The organism is Bacillus massilinigeriensis, from assembly GCF_900117315.1.
Taxonomy (GTDB): Bacteria; Bacillota; Bacilli; order Bacillales; family Cytobacillaceae; genus Bacillus_BE; species Bacillus_BE massilionigeriensis.
Genome location: NZ_LT630337.1, coordinates 1,988,605 through 2,005,266 on the forward strand (window position 1 = coordinate 1,988,605; position 16,662 = coordinate 2,005,266).

General features: G+C 37.7%; 15 protein-coding genes and 2 pseudogenes. 2 read left to right on the plus strand and 15 right to left on the minus strand.

What is annotated here, in order from left to right; translation table 11 throughout:
* Nucleotides 1–67 precede the first annotated feature (67 nt).
* From fabG to BQ6100_RS09860, 7 genes and pseudogenes are all read right to left on the minus strand, one after another.
* Entirely contained in the window at nt 68–808 is a 741-nt protein-coding gene (fabG, locus tag BQ6100_RS09830) for a 3-oxoacyl-ACP reductase FabG (protein WP_075981495.1), read from the minus strand.
* 15 nt (nt 809–823) lie between these two features.
* Nucleotides 824–1,723, minus strand: a complete 900-nt coding sequence (gene phaZ / locus BQ6100_RS09835) for an intracellular short-chain-length polyhydroxyalkanoate depolymerase (RefSeq protein ID WP_097677905.1) — start codon at nt 1,721–1,723, stop codon at nt 824–826.
* Complete coding sequence (locus BQ6100_RS09840; RefSeq protein ID WP_075981497.1) at nt 1,723–2,733, minus strand: 3-oxoacyl-ACP synthase; 1,011 nt, start codon at nt 2,731–2,733, stop codon at nt 1,723–1,725. Before BQ6100_RS09840 ends, phaZ begins: the two co-directional genes overlap by 1 nt.
* A 28-nt stretch (nt 2,734–2,761) precedes the next feature.
* Entirely contained in the window at nt 2,762–2,941 is a 180-nt protein-coding gene (locus BQ6100_RS09845; protein ID WP_075981498.1) for a hypothetical protein, read from the minus strand.
* Nucleotides 2,941–3,954, minus strand: coding sequence for a branched-chain amino acid ABC transporter permease (locus BQ6100_RS09850; RefSeq protein WP_075981499.1), 1,014 nt, complete (start codon nt 3,952–3,954; stop codon nt 2,941–2,943). The genes BQ6100_RS09845 and BQ6100_RS09850 overlap by 1 nt, the downstream gene beginning before the upstream one ends.
* Nucleotides 3,955–3,959: 5 nt before the next feature.
* Nucleotides 3,960–4,820 (minus strand): branched-chain amino acid ABC transporter permease, encoded by an 861-nt coding sequence (locus BQ6100_RS09855; protein ID WP_075981500.1) that lies wholly within the window; start codon nt 4,818–4,820, stop codon nt 3,960–3,962.
* Nucleotides 4,821–4,834: 14 nt separating this feature from the next.
* Nucleotides 4,835–5,308 (minus strand): annotated as a pseudogene (locus BQ6100_RS09860) (ABC transporter ATP-binding protein); the annotation flags it as partial.
* Between the two features lie 367 nt (nt 5,309–5,675).
* Between BQ6100_RS09860 and BQ6100_RS09865 the strand changes: the two are divergent.
* Nucleotides 5,676–6,911 (plus strand): IS110 family RNA-guided transposase, encoded by a 1,236-nt coding sequence (locus BQ6100_RS09865; RefSeq protein ID WP_075980186.1) that lies wholly within the window; start codon nt 5,676–5,678, stop codon nt 6,909–6,911.
* A 144-nt stretch (nt 6,912–7,055) separates the two neighbouring features.
* Here the strand turns inward: BQ6100_RS09865 and BQ6100_RS09870 are convergent.
* From BQ6100_RS09870 to BQ6100_RS09900, 7 genes and pseudogenes are all read right to left on the minus strand, one after another.
* A pseudogene (locus BQ6100_RS09870) lies at nt 7,056–7,292 on the minus strand (ATP-binding cassette domain-containing protein); the annotation flags it as partial.
* On the minus strand, nt 7,267–8,043 hold the full coding sequence (locus tag BQ6100_RS09875; protein WP_075981502.1) for an ABC transporter ATP-binding protein: 777 nt from the start codon (nt 8,041–8,043) through the stop codon (nt 7,267–7,269). The pseudogene BQ6100_RS09870 and the gene BQ6100_RS09875, both read right to left, overlap by 26 nt.
* 78 nt (nt 8,044–8,121) lie before the next feature.
* Nucleotides 8,122–9,339, minus strand: a complete 1,218-nt coding sequence (locus BQ6100_RS09880; RefSeq protein WP_075981503.1) for a substrate-binding domain-containing protein — start codon at nt 9,337–9,339, stop codon at nt 8,122–8,124.
* 189 nt (nt 9,340–9,528) lie between these two features.
* Nucleotides 9,529–12,762: a BTAD domain-containing putative transcriptional regulator gene (locus tag BQ6100_RS09885; protein WP_075981504.1), complete on the minus strand. Its 3,234-nt coding sequence runs from the start codon at nt 12,760–12,762 to the stop codon at nt 9,529–9,531.
* Between the two features lie 126 nt (nt 12,763–12,888).
* Nucleotides 12,889–13,443, minus strand: a complete 555-nt coding sequence (lepB, locus tag BQ6100_RS09890) for a signal peptidase I (protein ID WP_075981505.1) — start codon at nt 13,441–13,443, stop codon at nt 12,889–12,891.
* 36 nt (nt 13,444–13,479) lie between these two features.
* Entirely contained in the window at nt 13,480–14,097 is a 618-nt protein-coding gene (locus BQ6100_RS09895) for a TVP38/TMEM64 family protein (RefSeq protein WP_075981506.1), read from the minus strand.
* 159 nt (nt 14,098–14,256) lie between these two features.
* Entirely contained in the window at nt 14,257–15,195 is a 939-nt protein-coding gene (locus tag BQ6100_RS09900) for an LCP family protein (protein ID WP_075981507.1), read from the minus strand.
* A 343-nt stretch (nt 15,196–15,538) separates the two neighbouring features.
* Here BQ6100_RS09900 and BQ6100_RS09905 point away from each other — a divergent pair, with 343 nt between their 5' ends.
* Nucleotides 15,539–15,898, plus strand: a complete 360-nt coding sequence (locus BQ6100_RS09905; protein ID WP_075981508.1) for a hypothetical protein — start codon at nt 15,539–15,541, stop codon at nt 15,896–15,898.
* A gap of 46 nt (nt 15,899–15,944) precedes the next feature.
* Here BQ6100_RS09905 and BQ6100_RS09910 read toward each other — a convergent pair whose 3' ends face one another.
* Nucleotides 15,945–16,493, minus strand: a complete 549-nt coding sequence (locus tag BQ6100_RS09910) for a competence protein ComK (RefSeq protein WP_075981509.1) — start codon at nt 16,491–16,493, stop codon at nt 15,945–15,947.
* Nucleotides 16,494–16,662: the final 169 nt, after the last annotated feature.

The following is a 16,662-nucleotide window of genomic DNA, read 5'->3' on the forward strand; positions in this document are numbered from 1 at the left end:
TACAGGTAAGTTACAGGATGACAACATAAAAAAGGGGAAACTTGCCAAAGCAGTCTCCCATCCCTAATTACATCCTTATTCCTCCATCGACATGAAGAACGGTCCCATTTATATAATTTGCCTCATCAGATGCTAAAAAAAGATAGGCGTTCGCGATATCCTCTGGATTCCCTAGGCGACCAAGTGGTACCATACTTTTCATCTGATCTAATACTTTATCAGGCACTTTCGCTGTCATTCCAGTTGCAATAAAGCCTGGTGCTACAGCATTCACATTAATTCCTTTCCTTCCAAGCTCCTTCGCCCATGATTTGGTCATCCCAACAACTCCTGCTTTCGTCGCAGCATAATTGGTTTGACCAACATTTCCATAAACTCCTGACACAGAAGAGGTATTGATAATCCTGCCAGAGCCCTTTTCAAGCATTGATGGCAGTACGGCCTGAGTGCAGTGAAACACCCCAGTTAAATTAACATCAATAACCTTTTGAAAATCATCCACGGATAGCTTTGCAAGCATGGCATCTCTTGTAATCCCTGCGTTATTCACAAGTATGTCAATACCACCGAATTCTTCCTTTACCTTTTCCACCATTTCATCAACACTATTTCGACTAGCGACATTTACTTGATAAAAGGCCACTTGATATCCTTCATCTCTCAGCTCATTTGCTCTTAATTCACCTATTTTGGAATCAAAATCAGCAAGTGCTACTTTTGCCCCTTCACGTGCAAAGATCTTGGCTGCTGCTAGACCAATTCCATTAGCAGCCCCAGTAATAACGGCAACTTTGTCAAGTAGTCTCATATAAAATAACCTCCATTAACCCAAGAATCTAGTAATAGTATTGAGTAATTTTTGTAAATCATCTATTAATGGTGAATGTCCACAATCCTCTAATTCAACAAATCTAGCATACTCGCCTAGATCCTCTACAATTTCCTTTGTCATTTGATCCGATACCACAAAATCTCTATCACCTCTTAAGACAAGAACAGGAAGTTTAATATTTTGTACCAAACCATTTCCTTCATTAAGGCCATTATGTTTGTTACTAATATTAAAAGTATTTAAGGCATGATATACTTCTGCAAGATTTTTTTGAGTGAGCATATCATCTACATATTCCTCATACAATTCTTCGTTAGGCTGATTTTTCGTATAGATGAGTGCATTCCAAACATCCTTTAAGAACTTACGATCCTCTGTATCATAAGCATGTTGAATAGGAATCGTTTTACTTGGCTCATTCTTAATATCTTCATAGGTTGTAAGACGTCTTTTTATATCAGGAAGGCCTTCTTCTGTTGATCCATAAAACGGATACCCTCTAGTAGAAGCAGAAGCAAGGAGCACTAATTTTTCACAATAGCCTGGATTTTCTGCAATGAACTGCATAGCTACCGCTCCTCCTGTTGACCAACCAATCATTGAAAATCCCTTCAAACCAATCAAATCTACAAATGCCTTAATATCATCCGAAAAATCCTTGATTGAGCGAATTTCGTTCCTATAGGAAGATTTCCCGAACCCGCGCATATCAATGGCATATAGCTTATACTGAGCATCCATGTTTTCAAGTACGAGATCCCAATGCTTCGATGAAGTCATATTTCCATGAACAAGTAATACCTTTTTCTCTCCGCCTTCTCTTTCCTGGAAAGCAATAGTTTCCCCATTAGGCAATACGACACTTTTATATTTCAAGGTTGATATTGTCATCATTCTACTCCCTTTCCCCAACGTATGGTTGTTGCCCCCCACGCATATCCAATTCCAGCACTGACTAATACTACAATGTTCCCTTCCTTTAGCTTTCCTTCCTTTTCTGCAAGCTCCAATGACAAAATTTGATCGATTTGACCAATATGGCCATATTCTTCTAGATAAATAGAGTGTTCATGATTTAAACCTAGTTCATTTAAAACATATTCATGAGCGGACTTTTTCATATGAAGCATGGCAACATAGTCAATGTCCTTTTCTGAATATCCACTTCTAGCTAAAGAGGTACGAATGACCTTTAGAAAATTCTCCATTGATTTTTGTTCCAAACGCTCCTTCATCCCTAATGGATCCAACACTTCTAGCTTATATTGATGGACATTATCCTTTGTTAAAGGATACTTTGTCCCGCCTGCTACGACCACTACATCCTCTGAAAAGGAACCATCTGTTACAATCTCCGATTCAAGGATGATGTTTTCCTTATGCCCCTTTTTGAGTAAAATCGCTCCCCCACCAGCACCCAAATTAAACATAAAACGAGTTCTTTCATTACTATAGTCAATGAAATCCTCATTTCGATACCCTCCTGCAAGCAATACCGTGTTCATACTTGGCTCTGTTAGCATCATATTTTTTGCAACCTTTAAGGCCATAATGGTTGTTCCACATCTTAAAGCGACATCAAATGCCCATGCATTGAAAGCCCCTATTTCCTCTTGAAGCTTAATCCCGGCTGTCCATAAGGGATATTCTTTATACTCTTCACCAATATAGATAACTAAATCAATTTCCAATGGATTGATTCCTGCTTTTTCTATAGCCTTCTTAGCTGCCATAATCCCCATTGCACAGGTATGGTCATTTACTCCCGCGATTGGTTTTTGTTTAATTCCCATCTTCTGTTCTATAACATGTAATGGAATTCCTGCCTTTTTTTCTAATTCAGCACTAGTCATAAAGGTATCAGGGAGATAGATCCCAGTACTCAATATTCCAATCTTCATTACCCTTCACCTCAAGATTGTTAGTAAACTATGGTACATCAACCACTCTTTTCATATATTTCATCGCTTCTTCGAATGATTCAAAGAAGGTTTCCTGTTCACTTTGAACATGATTAACCTTGATACGCCATTTTTTTTCGTTTGTTGTTTCATCCACCTCAGCTAGGTGAAATCGAATGATGAAGGAGGCAATCTGATTTTGCTCCATCAGGAAACCTCCTTGCTCGAAGCATTTCCCTTCGCCTTCACGTCCCTTGTTTTATTCCTTCTAAATGAAATGGATTGGAGGCTGCCAACAATCCCTTGTGGAAAAAACATAACGGCTAGGATATAAATAACACCAAAGAAAATAATCCATCTTTCGAAAATCCAATGGGTTTTTGCTAATTCGGTTAGCCAATGGTGGGCAAATTCAATAAGCCCTGAACCAATGATTGCTCCAACTAATGTTCCTACCCCGCCAATGATGGTCATTAATAAGGCATCTAGTGTGATATCCATTGAAAATACACTGGTATTTACAAATCTTAAGGATATCGAATAGAGCATGCCAGCAATCCCAGCCATAACCCCAGAAACCACACTTGCGATGATTTTATAATGAAGCACACTAAAACCGAGTGACTCAGTCCTTTGCTCATTCTCCCTTATTGCTTGAATGACTTTTCCAAGAGGAGAATTAATAAATCTTTTTAGGAATAAAAAGACGACTATCATAAGGGTGAGACAAATTAGATAGAAGTCCGTTCGATCCTTTAATAAATCAGGAACCCTAAAGGTAAAACCATCATTTCCATAGGTCATCGTTCTCCACTTCTCAGCAAGAACTAAAAACAAACCAGAAAAAGCAAGAGTCAGCATGGCATAAAAGTGACTTTTCAAACGTAGCGTCAGCAATCCAATAAAAAAGCTTATGATAACCGTTAACACTACCGTAACTAAAACGGCCATTAGGAGATTTGAAACTGTTGGATCATATCTTTTCATAAAGATTCCAATGGTATAAGCTCCAATCCCAAAGAACATTGCGTGTCCAAAGGAAACAATTCCTGTGTATCCGAGCAATAAATCATAGCTCATTGCAAAAATCGCAAAAATAAACACCTGCGTAAGTAAAATAAGCATGGTTCTTGAATCATAAACAAATGGGAAAATAAGGAGAAAAAGGGCCACAATGAAATAGAAGATATTGATTCGATTATTATTTTTAAGAATATGCAAATATCTCACCCCTTCAATCCAAATAAACCTTGTGGTCTAAAAATTAGAACAGCAGCCATTAGCAGCATATTGACTGCCAAGCTTAAATCTGGAATGTAATAAGCCATAAACGAACCAGATAAACCGACTAAAATAGCTGCTAATATCGATCCTGGAAAACTCCCCATTCCACCGATGACAACCACGATAAATGCTAAGATGGCAAATTCCATCCCCATTTCCGCATGGATCACACCGGAATAAGGACCTAATAGTACACCGCCTAAAGCAGCCATTGCCGAACCTACCATAAATACAAACATAAATATCTTTTTAATATTAATACCGAGTGACTGAACCATCTCTTTATCAATGACACCCGCACGAACAATTAAGCCGATTTTAGTATTTTTTAAAATGTACTGGACGGAAAAAAACACAATCAAACCAATAAGAATGATGAAGGCGCGGTATTTAATAATAATGATATCCCCAAATGCCCAGCTTCCTTTCAATATCTCAGGAGGAGTAGCTGAAATCTGATTTGGTCCCCAAAATACCTTAAGAAGTTCCGATAATACGAGCATCAGTCCTAGAGTAATCAAAATTTGCTGAACATGATTCCCATACACCGGTTTTATTATCCACTTTTCCGTCATCCACCCAAGGATTAGCCCTGTTGCAATGGCACCAATAATCCCAATAAAAAAACTTCCAGTTGAGGCATATATCCATGTCCCACCATAGGCACCCCAAGCGAAAAGTCCACCATGGGCAAAATTCAAGACATCCATTAGTCCAAATATTAAAGTTAATCCTGCTGCTAATAAAAAAATAAGCATTCCCGTAGCCAATCCATTTAACATCAAATTGAAAAAAACGCCCATGTATTACCTCCTTTCTATGCGATTCCTAAATATTTACGTCGCATTTCTTCATCTTCTTTCAATACATTCATGTTTCCACTCTTAACCGTTCTTCCATCGTCGATGATATAGAAACGATCTCCAATGGTACTTGCCATCATGAAATTTTGCTCTACTAACACAATAGTGGTTCTTTCCTTCATTTGCATGATGGATTCCATCACCTTCTCCACCATAATTGGAGCGAGTCCCTTGCTCGGCTCATCAATCAATAAAAGCTCGCTATCATTTACATATGCTCTAGCGATGGAAAGCATTTGCTTTTGCCCACCACTTAATAATCCACCAGGCTTTTTCCAAAACTTCTTTAAATCCGGAAACAAATTTAATATATAATCTAGCTTTTCATTTATTTCATTTGACTCTCTTTTTATAGCAACCTTTATGTTTTCCTCAACTGTTAATTGGCCAAATATCCCTTGGTCTTCCGGGACATATCCAATCCCTCTCGTATATTATGTTTAGTCCCTTTTATTTGAGGACCGTAATCCCTACTTTTCCTGTACAAAATAAATCAAATTTCTTGGGTGTCCCGAGATATTTCTAGATAATGAGATTAGGATCATTTGGGACAATTCTTTATCCCCCTGTGGGCTTAACCACATTTAAAGACTGTTTCTCAGTGTTCGTGCGGTGCTTCCTACTCGCAGGCTGTTCTCCCTGTTCTTCGAACCTAGATGGTAGTAGCTCTAGGGCGGCTTTCGAACCAGGGCAAGTTCTGATACACGAGGTTGCTGGTCGGCGTTCACACTAGAGATATCTCAGGGCATCCTAGAAATGTACCTATGATTCTAATTTGAAAGGAGGGGACACCCCATGAAATTATTTGTTGGCTTAGACATTAGTTCTTTTGATATTAAGGTTTGTATTTTGGGCGATGAAGGAGAGAAACTTCAATCCTTTTCTGTCTGTAACGATCTACCTGGCGCAACAGAACTCCGAGATCGTATTTTAGAATGTACCAAAAATCAAACCATTCAAGCGTTAAAAATTGGACTGGAATCCACGTCCGTCTATAGCTTTCATCCATCGATGTTCCTACACAACGATGAATCTCTTAAAGCTTTGGGAGCCCGAGTGTTTGTCATGAATCCCAAACAGATTGCTAACTTTAAGAAAAGCTATTCCGATATGGATAAGACGGATGAAATTGATGCGTTCGTTATTGCTGATTATCTTCGTTTCGGACGTAACTCCATGTCCGTGGTGAAAGAAGAACAGTATATTGCTTTACAACAATTAACTCGCTCACGTTACCAACTTATCCATCAAGTGGCTAGAGAAAAACAACATTTCTTACAACATTTGAGTTATAAGTGTAATACCTTTTCACTAGAAGTGGATTCATCTGTATTCGGAAACGCCATGATGGAAATGTTCTCCGAAAAGTTCAGCCTAGACGAACTAGCAGAAATGCCATTAGAAGATTTAGCCCATTTTCTTCAGGAAAAAGGGAAAAATCGATTTAATGACCCAGAGTGCGTGGCGAAATCCATAAAAAAAGCTGTACGTTCTTCCTATCGCTTAGACAAGGTAGTCGAAGATTCCATTGACGTTCTCCTTGGCACATCCATTGAAGTGATTCGAACCCTTCAAAAACAAGTGAAGGAGATTGAAAAGGCAATTGAACGCATCATGGTTGGCCTAGAAGAGAGACAGACTCTTCTATCCATTCCTGGGATCGGACCAGTCTTCACAGCTGGCATTATCGCTGAAATTGGCCAAATCGAACGCTTTGAAGATGAAACAAAAGTAGCCAAATATGGTGGCCTTTACTGGCGAAAACACCAATCTGGACGCTTTACCGCAGATGATACTTCCCTTTCTCGCAACGGGAACCAATATCTAAGATATTACTTAGTTGAAGCCGCCAACTCAGTAAGAAAGCATATACCCGAGTACCAAGAGTACTACGAGAAAAAGTACAAGGAAGTACCGAAACATCAACACAAAAGAGCACTCGTTCTAACTGCAAGAAAATTAGTGCGTTTGGTAGATGCGCTACTACGCAATCACCAAATTTACACGCCGAAAAGGAGCGTGAATAAATGACGCATAAGCGTTAATTCATCCTTTTTCACTAATTCCAGTAATTAACAAACTATTACTGGTTTAGTTTAGTGCTGCCTTTTTTCTGAAATTTTGATTCTTGATAACAAAATACTAATTATCTTTTGGTTGACATATTACCGCAGGTCTTTGAGCAATAGTATAGGTTGGTAAGTCTTGGATTTCTTCACCGTTATACTCAATTAACCCTTTTGAGGCTGGGTTTAACCCCATGATGGTTCTTAAAGTCGTAGTTTTCCCAGCACCATTTCGACCAAGAAGAACCGTTACTTCTCCTTTGTTCACCTCAAATGACACTCCTTGGAGAATATGAAACTGGCCAATATATGTTTCTATTTCATTCACTTTTAACTGTACGCTCATCAAAATGACCTCCTAAATAAGCGGACTGTACGGTTTCATTTTTCATAATTTCTTCTGGTGTTCCGTCAGCAAGCAATGCCCCATTAAATAAAACCATCACTGAGTCGGACAGATCCAAAATCATATCCATCTTGTGCTCGATTAATAGGATGGTCCGGTCACCCTTTTCCTTTATCCTTCTAATAACCTCCAAAATGGCAGGAACCTCTTCTAGAGACATCCCTGCAGTTGGTTCATCAAGCAAAATAACCTTAGTATTTAATGCAAGCAGCATGGCGATTTCTAATTTTCTCTTTTCTCCATGAGCTAAATTTTTAGCCAATGTATTTCTTTTCGTATCTAGTAAAACCATTTCAAGCCATTCATGAGCTTTTTCCTCAAGCTGCTTATACTTTTGATAATGGGTCAACATTTTGTAACGGATTCCTGCCTGTGATTGAACAGCTAATCTTACATTTTCAATCACCGTCAAGTTTGGAAATACATTGGTAATCTGAAAGGAGCGTCCAATTCCCCTTCTTGTTCTTTTTGTTGGGGAAAGCTTGGTAATCTCCTCTCCTTCAAAAAATATATGTCCACTGGTTGGGGTCAATTGACCACTTAAAAGGTTAAAAAAAGTGGTTTTTCCTGCTCCATTTGGTCCAATAATGGATTTAAAATGATTTTTTGGAACTGAAATATTGACTGAATCTACTGCCATATGCCCTCCGAAGGCAATGGTTAAGTCTTTTGTTTCTAAGCAAGAACTCATCATGCTCACCACCTATATAATTCTTCCTATAAAAATGGGGCCGACCAATTATTTTTGGTAGACCCCATCCGTCTCCTACTATTTATTCCTCACTGGAGGGGCAGTTTCTTCTGGTGTTAATTCACGGATTAATACAGGAACTGGATAGTCAACCCCCTCTTTTTTCTCTAGCTTGATGGCATAAAGGGCCTGCAATGCTTGATGGTCATCCGCACGGAAGGTCATTTTTCCTTTAGGAGTCTCAAAGCTCATCCCTTCCATAGCTGTAATCAATTTATCGACATCTGTCTTACCCTCTGTTTTCTTAAGGGCCTCAACAATGGAAATCGCTGCACTCATTCCCCCAGGTGTAAATAGATCTGGAAGTTCATTGTTAAAACGCTTCTTATGCTCAGTAACAAGCCAATCATTAATTTCATTTTTTGGTAGGTCATGGTAATAGACCGAAAATCCTTCCATACCAATTAATGGTGCCATCGTGTTAAGAGCTGCAATATCAGGTGCACCTGTAGATATCTTAATTCCCATTTCTTGAACTTTCATATCTGCAATCTGGTTCCAAGGGGTATTTGCACCAGCCCAAATCACAAATAAATAATCTGGCTTTTTATCAATGATTTTTTGGACATTAGAAGTAAAGTCAGTTGCGACAGGATCGGCATATTCTTCGTGAACTAATTCTGCTCCGAGTTTTAAAGCGCTTTCTTTAAATGCTGCAACTCCATCCCGACCAAACGAATTATCAGGTGCGAGTGTCGCGATTTTAACCCCTTCCTTTGCTATCGCTGCTGCTCCAGCAACTGCATCCTGTGAGGAGTTTCGTGCTGTACGGAAGATGTACTTATTAAACTCAGATCCTGTAATACTATCTGCCACTGCAGGTTCAACAACCATAATTTTTTCATACTCCTCTGCTAGTGGTAAAACTGCTAGCGTATCACCAGAGCTTGAAGAACCAACTAAGAAATCAACCTCATCTTCTTCTAAAAGCTTTGTAGCCTTTTGAACCGCTACCTCTGGCTTTGTTTCCGTGTCTTCTACGATAAACTCAATTTTGCGACCGGCAACCTCATTTGTACCATCAGTTGCATAATCTAAGCCTAGCTCAAAACCACGAAGAGTTTGCTTTCCATAGGACTCTAATGCACCAGTTTGTGAGGCAAGAACACCAATTTTAATCGGATCCTTTGACTCACTTTTACCTTTGCTTGATTTTTCTGAGCTGCACGCACTTGTAAAAATCATGATGAAGACCATAAAGCTAAGAAAGGCAATCATGCGTGAAGATGATTTCATCTCTTTTCCCCCTCATATTCATTTGAATAAAAGTAAGCTTATTGCTCACTCCTTGTTATCATCTTAAATCTGGCCAGTTACAAATCAGTTACATGCTGAAGGAAGTCATCATTGAAAGAGAACAACTCTTTATTGATTAAAGAACAAAAAAGCCTGACCTAAAGATGCTGGTGCATCTTAAAGGTCAGGCTATACTTGAGAATGCATAATCATTTCATACATATGTTGTGTCGGTTCTAGGGGGTCAACTCCTAATTCCTGTTCAAGAACTTTACAGCATTTTCGATACCATTTGATGGCGAAAGGGCGATTATTTTTCCGATAATAGCAGAACATCATTAACCGGTAGGCTTCCTCCCATGTTGAATCCCTTTCAATGATTCTCTCACACCAGTAAATAGCTTGATCGTACTCTTCTACTCTAACACTAAGCTGTGCTAGCCTCTCAGCCCCTCTTAAAAAAAAGACCAATAATTTTTCCCTTGCGTGTAGACACCAATCATCATATTTTCGATCGGGTAAATAATTTCCCTTATACAATTCAAGCCCCCTTTTTAAATAGGCCATTGATTTTTCTTGATTCTTTTCTTCAAGCCCTGTTTGAATCCATTCTTCAAATACCGTTGAATCAAGTTCGATACTGATTTGCTGATTGATACCGTATGAGCTTCCATCTCTGATAATAAAGAACGGAACTGATCTTGCCTTTCTTCCAGGCTCTAGGGCATTATTTAAAGCATTGAGTGCCACCTTGAAATCCCTTGAAGCATTTCCTCCATCCTGCCTGGGCCAGAGTATTTCTATAATATCCTCCTTTGAAAGTAGCTGGCCTTGCTTCGTGACAAATAACTGGAGAAGCTCCTTTGCTTTTCCCCGCTGCCAATCCCTCTCTTCAACTTCTTTACCCCCCAACCATACCCGAAAGGCACCTAAGGTTTGAATCCTTAAGGTGAATCCAGGATGCGACTCTAACTTTGTCAGATTCAAATGCTGCTGAAGCTTTAACACATAATGAGGAAATATATTCTGTTTAGATGCCTCAATTAATAATGGGGCAAACATTTGTAAATCTCTCGGACCAAATATCGTTCTTTTATAAAAAATCGAGTCATATTCTCCTAGTTGAACATGCTTTAAAAATAAGGTCATTTGTTCCTTAAATGCTTCCTTTTCTTTCATCACATAGGATAAATGGGCTTGCCAAAAATAACTTAAAGTCAGACCGTATTCGTCCTGGCATTGTAAGAACATTTCAATCGTTTTGTTCAAAGATTGTTCCGCTTCTAGAAACTTGCGATTGTACAGTTGCGAAATGCTGATGCATAGTGTAATTAAGGCTGCTAACCAGATATCCTTCACCTTTTCTGTTTCTTGTAATGCTTTATTTCCAGCCTCAATGGCCTTTTCATATTCACCTTTGCAGCCATACAAAACACAAAGTCCCATTAATGGCTCTGCCTTTCCTCGATCAACATGGATTCGATCCATCATCTTTAAAGCCGTTTCATAGCATTCAATCGCTAAAGGTAAATCATAATGGTTAAGAATTTGAACGGCATGCCCCATTCTAATCCACCCGCACGCTTCAACAAATGGGGATTCAGTCTTCATTCCAAGTTGAATTCCTGCTTGCGCAAGCGACTTTGCATCATTCCCATTTCCAGAAAATGACTCAATCAACGAAAGAAGTAGGTCTGTTTCCCGATGGGATTGTGGTAGATGAGAGGCCTCATTTTTTTGATCCTTTTTCGAGCCAATCAAAATATTTTTCGCTTTCTCAAATCTTCCTGTCCTTAAATAAAGTCGAGCCTCTAAATTACTATCCTTCAAAGGGACCTTTAAGGATTTAGCCCGCTCAATCCATTTTTCAGCCTTTTTTGCTTGTCCCGAATTAATGAGGTTTTCAGCTAACAACTGATAAAGTGAGCCAATTTCCAGGTTTGATTTGTGCCCAATATCTTCACGAATTTTGATTGCTTGATATAATAGTCTTTCTGCTCTATAAGGCTGAATTGTATCTAAATAGATTTTGGCCTTTCCTTCTAATGCTTTGCTTACCTCTAGATAGTCCTGATTACTCTCAGCAGCAGCAATGGAGAAATCATAGCATTTTTCAGCTTCCTCATAAGAGGAGCGGTATCGAAGAACCTCCCCCTCTAATAACCATAGAGAATAATACTGATTCTTTTCATTAGTTGGAACATTCTTCAATCGTTCATATAAATTTTCGAGCTTTCCACTTTCTAGAAGCTTCCCCCCGATGTCACTTAGAAGTGATGCTACTGCTTTTGTTTGATTGATCTTTTCATAATGATGAAGAGCTTCCTCCCATTGAAGGTTTTGTTCAAAGTGGCGTGCGCTTCTTTCGTGAAGCAGGATATATCTTTTAGGGTGGTTTTCCTTTAATTGCTTTTCTAAAAAGTCTTTAAATAATGCATGATATCGATATTGTCTTTCTCCTATTTTCTGAATAAACAGATTTCTCTCCACGAGCTGCTCTAGCATGGCGGAAGATCCTTTTATTCCAAGTACAATATCACAAATGACTTCATCCATAATTTCAATAACGCTGGACTGCTCTAAAAATTGCTGAATTAGCGGTGGCTGCTTCATAAAAACCTCAAGTGCTAAGTATTGAAATAGCTCCTGCAGGGTTGTAGATGAATGACCTAACCAATCATCAAAATCATTATTATACGGTATCTGTTGAGCTATCATTCCTAAAGCAATAATCCAGCCTTCTGTTATTTCAAAGATGCGAGTAAGGTCATCCTCATTTACCGATACATCATAATAATCTGTAAGTAAGAGCTCTACCTCGTCTTTCGTAAGCACTAAGTCATTCTTCGTAATCTCAAGCAATTGATTTTGTACCTTCATTTTTGTTAGATGCTTCCAAGCTGGGCGGCTTCTGCTTGAAACAATTAAATGAAAGTTCGCTGGAATATATTCAAGCAGCTTTTCCATCCATCTGTTAACGGTATAGGAATGCTCTATTTGATGATAATCATCTAATATCACCATTACATTATCATCAATTAATGTCATTTCATTAATAAAGATTGAACAAAGAAGGTTGATTTCATCTTCTCGGATATATCGATCGATTTCTTTTACATAATGTAGGAGATCTTTTCCAAATGAAGGAATAACTGTTTGTATGGATGAGATTAAGTATGTTAAAAAAGGCAGTATGTCATCATCTGATGATGAAATGGAATACCAACAACATTTTTGTTTTTCATCTGATACATAAAGAGCTAATGCTGTGCTTTTTCCATAACCTGCCCCTGAATGGATGATGGTTAACGGGTAGTTAGAAAGGGTTTTCATTTTCCTCGTTAGCTTGCTACGCCGAATTGCTTCAACTCTCACCTTTGGTACCAATAGCTTTGTCATGATCACAGGCATTGGTCTATTCATCGCATCCCCCTTATTTTTCATCTTTTCTCTTATTTTATCATAGAATGATTGGGATTTGGATGAAAATGGATTTTGGATATTGACAAAGAAAGGGTGCCTGGCACCTAGCCTGACACCCTTTCTTTGTCAAAACGACATCTCCATATGATCCAATGGCCAGTATCTTAGATTTACTTTCCCTACTACCTGATTCACGTCTATAAATCCAAATCTTCTGCTATCATAGCTTTCAAGTCGATTATCACCTAAAACGAAGAGCTTTCCCTCTGGAACCGTATTTTTTCCTGTTAATTCAAACAAGGTAAAATCCTCAGTCAGGCTCACTCTAAAAGGTTGATTTCCATATTTCCCTAAATAAGGTTCAGCAAATTTTTTTCCGTTGATATATAACTGATCCTTACGATATTCTATTTTGTCGCCGGGTAGACCAATAATTCTTTTTACATAATCCTCTTCTTTACTCGCATGGAACACGATGACATCAAATCGATGCAGATCTCCAATGTGATAGCCAATTTTGTTTACAACCAGCTTATTGCCATCCTCGAGAGTCGGCTTCATCGACTCTCCCTCCACTTCATAATTAGAAAAGAAAAAGGCACGTATAAATACAAAAATAATCAATCCAATGACAAACGCCTTTACCCATTCGATACTCTCTTTTTTTATTTTACTTTCCAAGTTCAATCTCCCCCGAACACCCCTCTAGATATTCACCTAGCCTCTTTGTTTTTCTTTCTCTATTATGGAGTTCATTCTAATCTCAATTCTCTTTCCTATAAACCATAAGAGAACAATGACGACTGCAACAATTGCTGTTCGAATTGGTTTTGTCACTAATGATTGAATATCATAGCCAACGAAACTTATTGTGAAAATCATCACCATTTTCCCAGTGAAAACAGCTAACATATATTGTGCAATACTTATTTTAGAAAGTCCAGCAACAATATTCACGATGGCTGATGGAGTAAATGGGAAACACAATAATATAAAGAGTGGTCCAAATCCATGTCGCTCAACCCATGACATGAATTTTTGAACTTGGGGGTGTTTTTTTAAAAACAGAAGTATTCTCTTCTGACCAAACCTTCTGATTATTAGAAAAACAAGAATAGCTCCTCCACAGGCCCCAACCCAAGATATGCAAAAGCCAAGCCATAATCCAAATGCATTCGCATTCGCCATGACAAATAATACTAACGGGAGAAATGGGAGAAATGCTTCTAGAACTGGAAGTAAAATTCCCGGAATAGGCCCAAACGATCGGTAATCCTCAATCAATTCCATGACATTTTCCAACGTGAACCACTCTTTGATTAATTCAAAATCCATGAGAAATCTCCTCGTTTATACAGCTATGATATTTACTTTTACTATTGATAAGTATTGGTAATCTCATTTTTATAAGAGCAATCAGCAAATGTACTGATTGCTCTTATTGCTTTATTTTATTGTACACCTTGTTTTTAGAAAAGAGAACGGTAACACACTTTATTTGGCAAGGAAATTGTGGATGGCTTCCTTATTCTTTTCTAAATCGACTGACAACACCGCTGCACCATTAATATTCTCATTTGCGTAGCTTCCATCAACAGGAACTCTTAGTGTTTCGATATCTCGATTCTTCTCGGAAAGAAAATCCTTACCGATGTATAGCATATTGCCTGTGCTCATATTTGTATTAATAAACGGGGTAACCACTCCAACTAATTTAGGAAGCTTCGGAATCGTTTGAAGGCTTGTAAGTTCACTAGCTACCTCTTTTACCACTTTTTGCTGTCTTTCAACCCTACCAAAGTCTCCTATAGCATCATGTCTAAAGCGTACATAACCTAAAAGATGCTTTCCATCTAAACGCTGCAGGCCAGGCTTTATTGTGACGCCTATATTTGTTGACATTTCCTTTTCAACATCTACCTCAACACCATTTGGAAATGCTTCATCAATCAGTTGAACAAAACCTTCAAAATCAATAATGGAATAATATTGCAAATCAATATCGAAGTTTTCCTTAATTGTCTGGCGAAGTAATTCAGGCCCACCATAGGCAAAAGCTGTGTTAATTCGATTATTTCCATGGCCAGGGATACTAACATAAGAATCTCTCATAATAGAAATGAGCTTATATGTCTTCTTTTCTGGATGGTACTGTGCAACCATAATCGTATCTGCGCGTGATTTTTCCTTTCCCCTTGCATCGCTTCCAAGTAGGAGGATATTAATACCTCCATATTGGTCCTTAGACCCGTTAAAACTATATTCTTGTTTATCTATATCAGCTTTTTTTGTTGATTGTGAAACACCTTGTCTATATTGATAATAAGAATAAGCCAATGCGCCACCAATGATTAGAAGTAAAACGAGTAATACCGTTTTCCATCTCTTTTTTTTCGTTTTCTTTCTTTGCTTTTGATATTGTTGTCGTCCCATACTTCATTTTCCTTCCATATTCAAAAAGTTAATAATTCTACATAATATGACTATATTTTTATCAAGAAAGTTTCGTTATTTATAATATTTTACATTCATGCTTAGATTATCAGAAAAGAATGTAGATTTCTATTATCAGTATAGGCGAATATTTAATTTTTAAAGAAAACACAAAAAAAGAGGGGAATTTTTTTCACCTCTAACGATTCATAATTATTTTTATACCCATGAAAAAATGTCAGTGGAAAAAAATTATGTACATAGGGATTGAAATTATCATTTATTTTTCGTATGATTAATACGAACAAATGTTCCTAATTTATAAAAAAGGAGCAACGAGAAAATGACCCGAATACCTGATGACGACAGAAATATTATGGAGCAAGCGATTTACTTGCCAATGCTTCTCAAGGTTCTTGAACGTGATCTCTTAATCATTAACAATAGCCCGTTTAAAATAAAAAAACCATACCTAGATTTAATTGAGCAAATAATGAAGGAGATTCAATCAGAACTAAGAAAGGTTAAGCAATACATGAAAAAAAACAAACTGGAGGTACATCAAATTAATCATGATGAAGCCTTTACCATGTTTTTGTTTTTATACAAAGGGTATGAGGAGCATCATAATTATTTCAATCCAAGAATCCGCAATAAGGTTCAGGAGTTAATGGAGCACTATTTCTTCAACAAAACAGTTTAAGAAGTATGATTCTCTCCTATTCCTTCTACTTTTGTTTAACCTTTATTTATTCCTTTGAATAATTCGGTTTATGTAGCATATAAAACGCTTTTCTTTCGGTTTCAGCAATTCTTTGAGCGAGCTTTGTTCTCAACATAGAGGTACGATAAAGCTGATTGTTAAATGAACTTGTAGAGACCGGTATAGTTATTGTTTTATCATTCTGAAAGATTATCATTGACTGATTGCGATCGACACGTTGAACCTTCTTAACATGTTCGAGAGAAATCCATATACAATGAGACTTAGTGGGAGAACTAGTTGGAAAAAAATAAATGGAGTTGGTTGGTTCGACAGCGATGGGAAGCTTATGTGAAAAGCCAAGAAGCTCCTTGGTTCCCTCTTTTCTGCCTTCATAGCTAACTCCGAAGAACCGGCAGCTTTTTTTAATAATATCCATTGGTTTTAAGGGTGAGATAAATTCCCGATCATATTCATAGATTTTTGAATACAATCTACTCCCATAGGGATGGGGAACAATTGCCATTGTGGATGGGCTAATCTCATAATCCTCATTGATCATTTTCCTTCCCTTTTCATTGAATTCAATATCCATTTATTTCACCTCTTTAGTATTTTTTATTATTTTAACATTTAATTTCCAAATATTCTAATAAATAGAAATAATTCAAAAATTTTTCACAATTACAAATCACGCAAACTATTTTTCAGAAAAATCGGTAAAATCTTGTTAATAATCGAGAATTCCCCCATATAATATTAAA

Bases quoted from the DNA above. Each gene is read 5' to 3' on its own strand.
- BQ6100_RS09900 (WP_075981507.1), bottom strand. From the start codon at position 15,195: ATGGGACGACAACAATATCAAAAGCAAAGAAAGAAAACGAAAAAAAAG.
- BQ6100_RS09865 (WP_075980186.1), top strand. From the start codon at position 5,676: ATGAAATTATTTGTTGGCTTAGACATTAGTTCTTTTGATATTAAGGTT.
- BQ6100_RS09855 (WP_075981500.1), bottom strand. From the start codon at position 4,820: ATGGGCGTTTTTTTCAATTTGATGTTAAATGGATTGGCTACGGGAATG.
- BQ6100_RS09845 (WP_075981498.1), bottom strand. From the start codon at position 2,941: ATGGAGCAAAATCAGATTGCCTCCTTCATCATTCGATTTCACCTAGCT.
- BQ6100_RS09875 (WP_075981502.1), bottom strand. From the start codon at position 8,043: ATGAGTTCTTGCTTAGAAACAAAAGACTTAACCATTGCCTTCGGAGGG.
- BQ6100_RS09910 (WP_075981509.1), bottom strand. From the start codon at position 16,493: ATGGATATTGAATTCAATGAAAAGGGAAGGAAAATGATCAATGAGGAT.
- BQ6100_RS09840 (WP_075981497.1), bottom strand. From the start codon at position 2,733: ATGAAGATTGGAATATTGAGTACTGGGATCTATCTCCCTGATACCTTT.
- BQ6100_RS09905 (WP_075981508.1), top strand. From the start codon at position 15,539: ATGACCCGAATACCTGATGACGACAGAAATATTATGGAGCAAGCGATT.
- fabG (WP_075981495.1), bottom strand. From the start codon at position 808: ATGAGACTACTTGACAAAGTTGCCGTTATTACTGGGGCTGCTAATGGA.
- phaZ (WP_097677905.1), bottom strand. From the start codon at position 1,723: ATGACAATATCAACCTTGAAATATAAAAGTGTCGTATTGCCTAATGGG.
- BQ6100_RS09880 (WP_075981503.1), bottom strand. From the start codon at position 9,339: ATGAAATCATCTTCACGCATGATTGCCTTTCTTAGCTTTATGGTCTTC.
- BQ6100_RS09885 (WP_075981504.1), bottom strand. From the start codon at position 12,762: ATGAATAGACCAATGCCTGTGATCATGACAAAGCTATTGGTACCAAAG.
- BQ6100_RS09895 (WP_075981506.1), bottom strand. From the start codon at position 14,097: ATGGATTTTGAATTAATCAAAGAGTGGTTCACGTTGGAAAATGTCATG.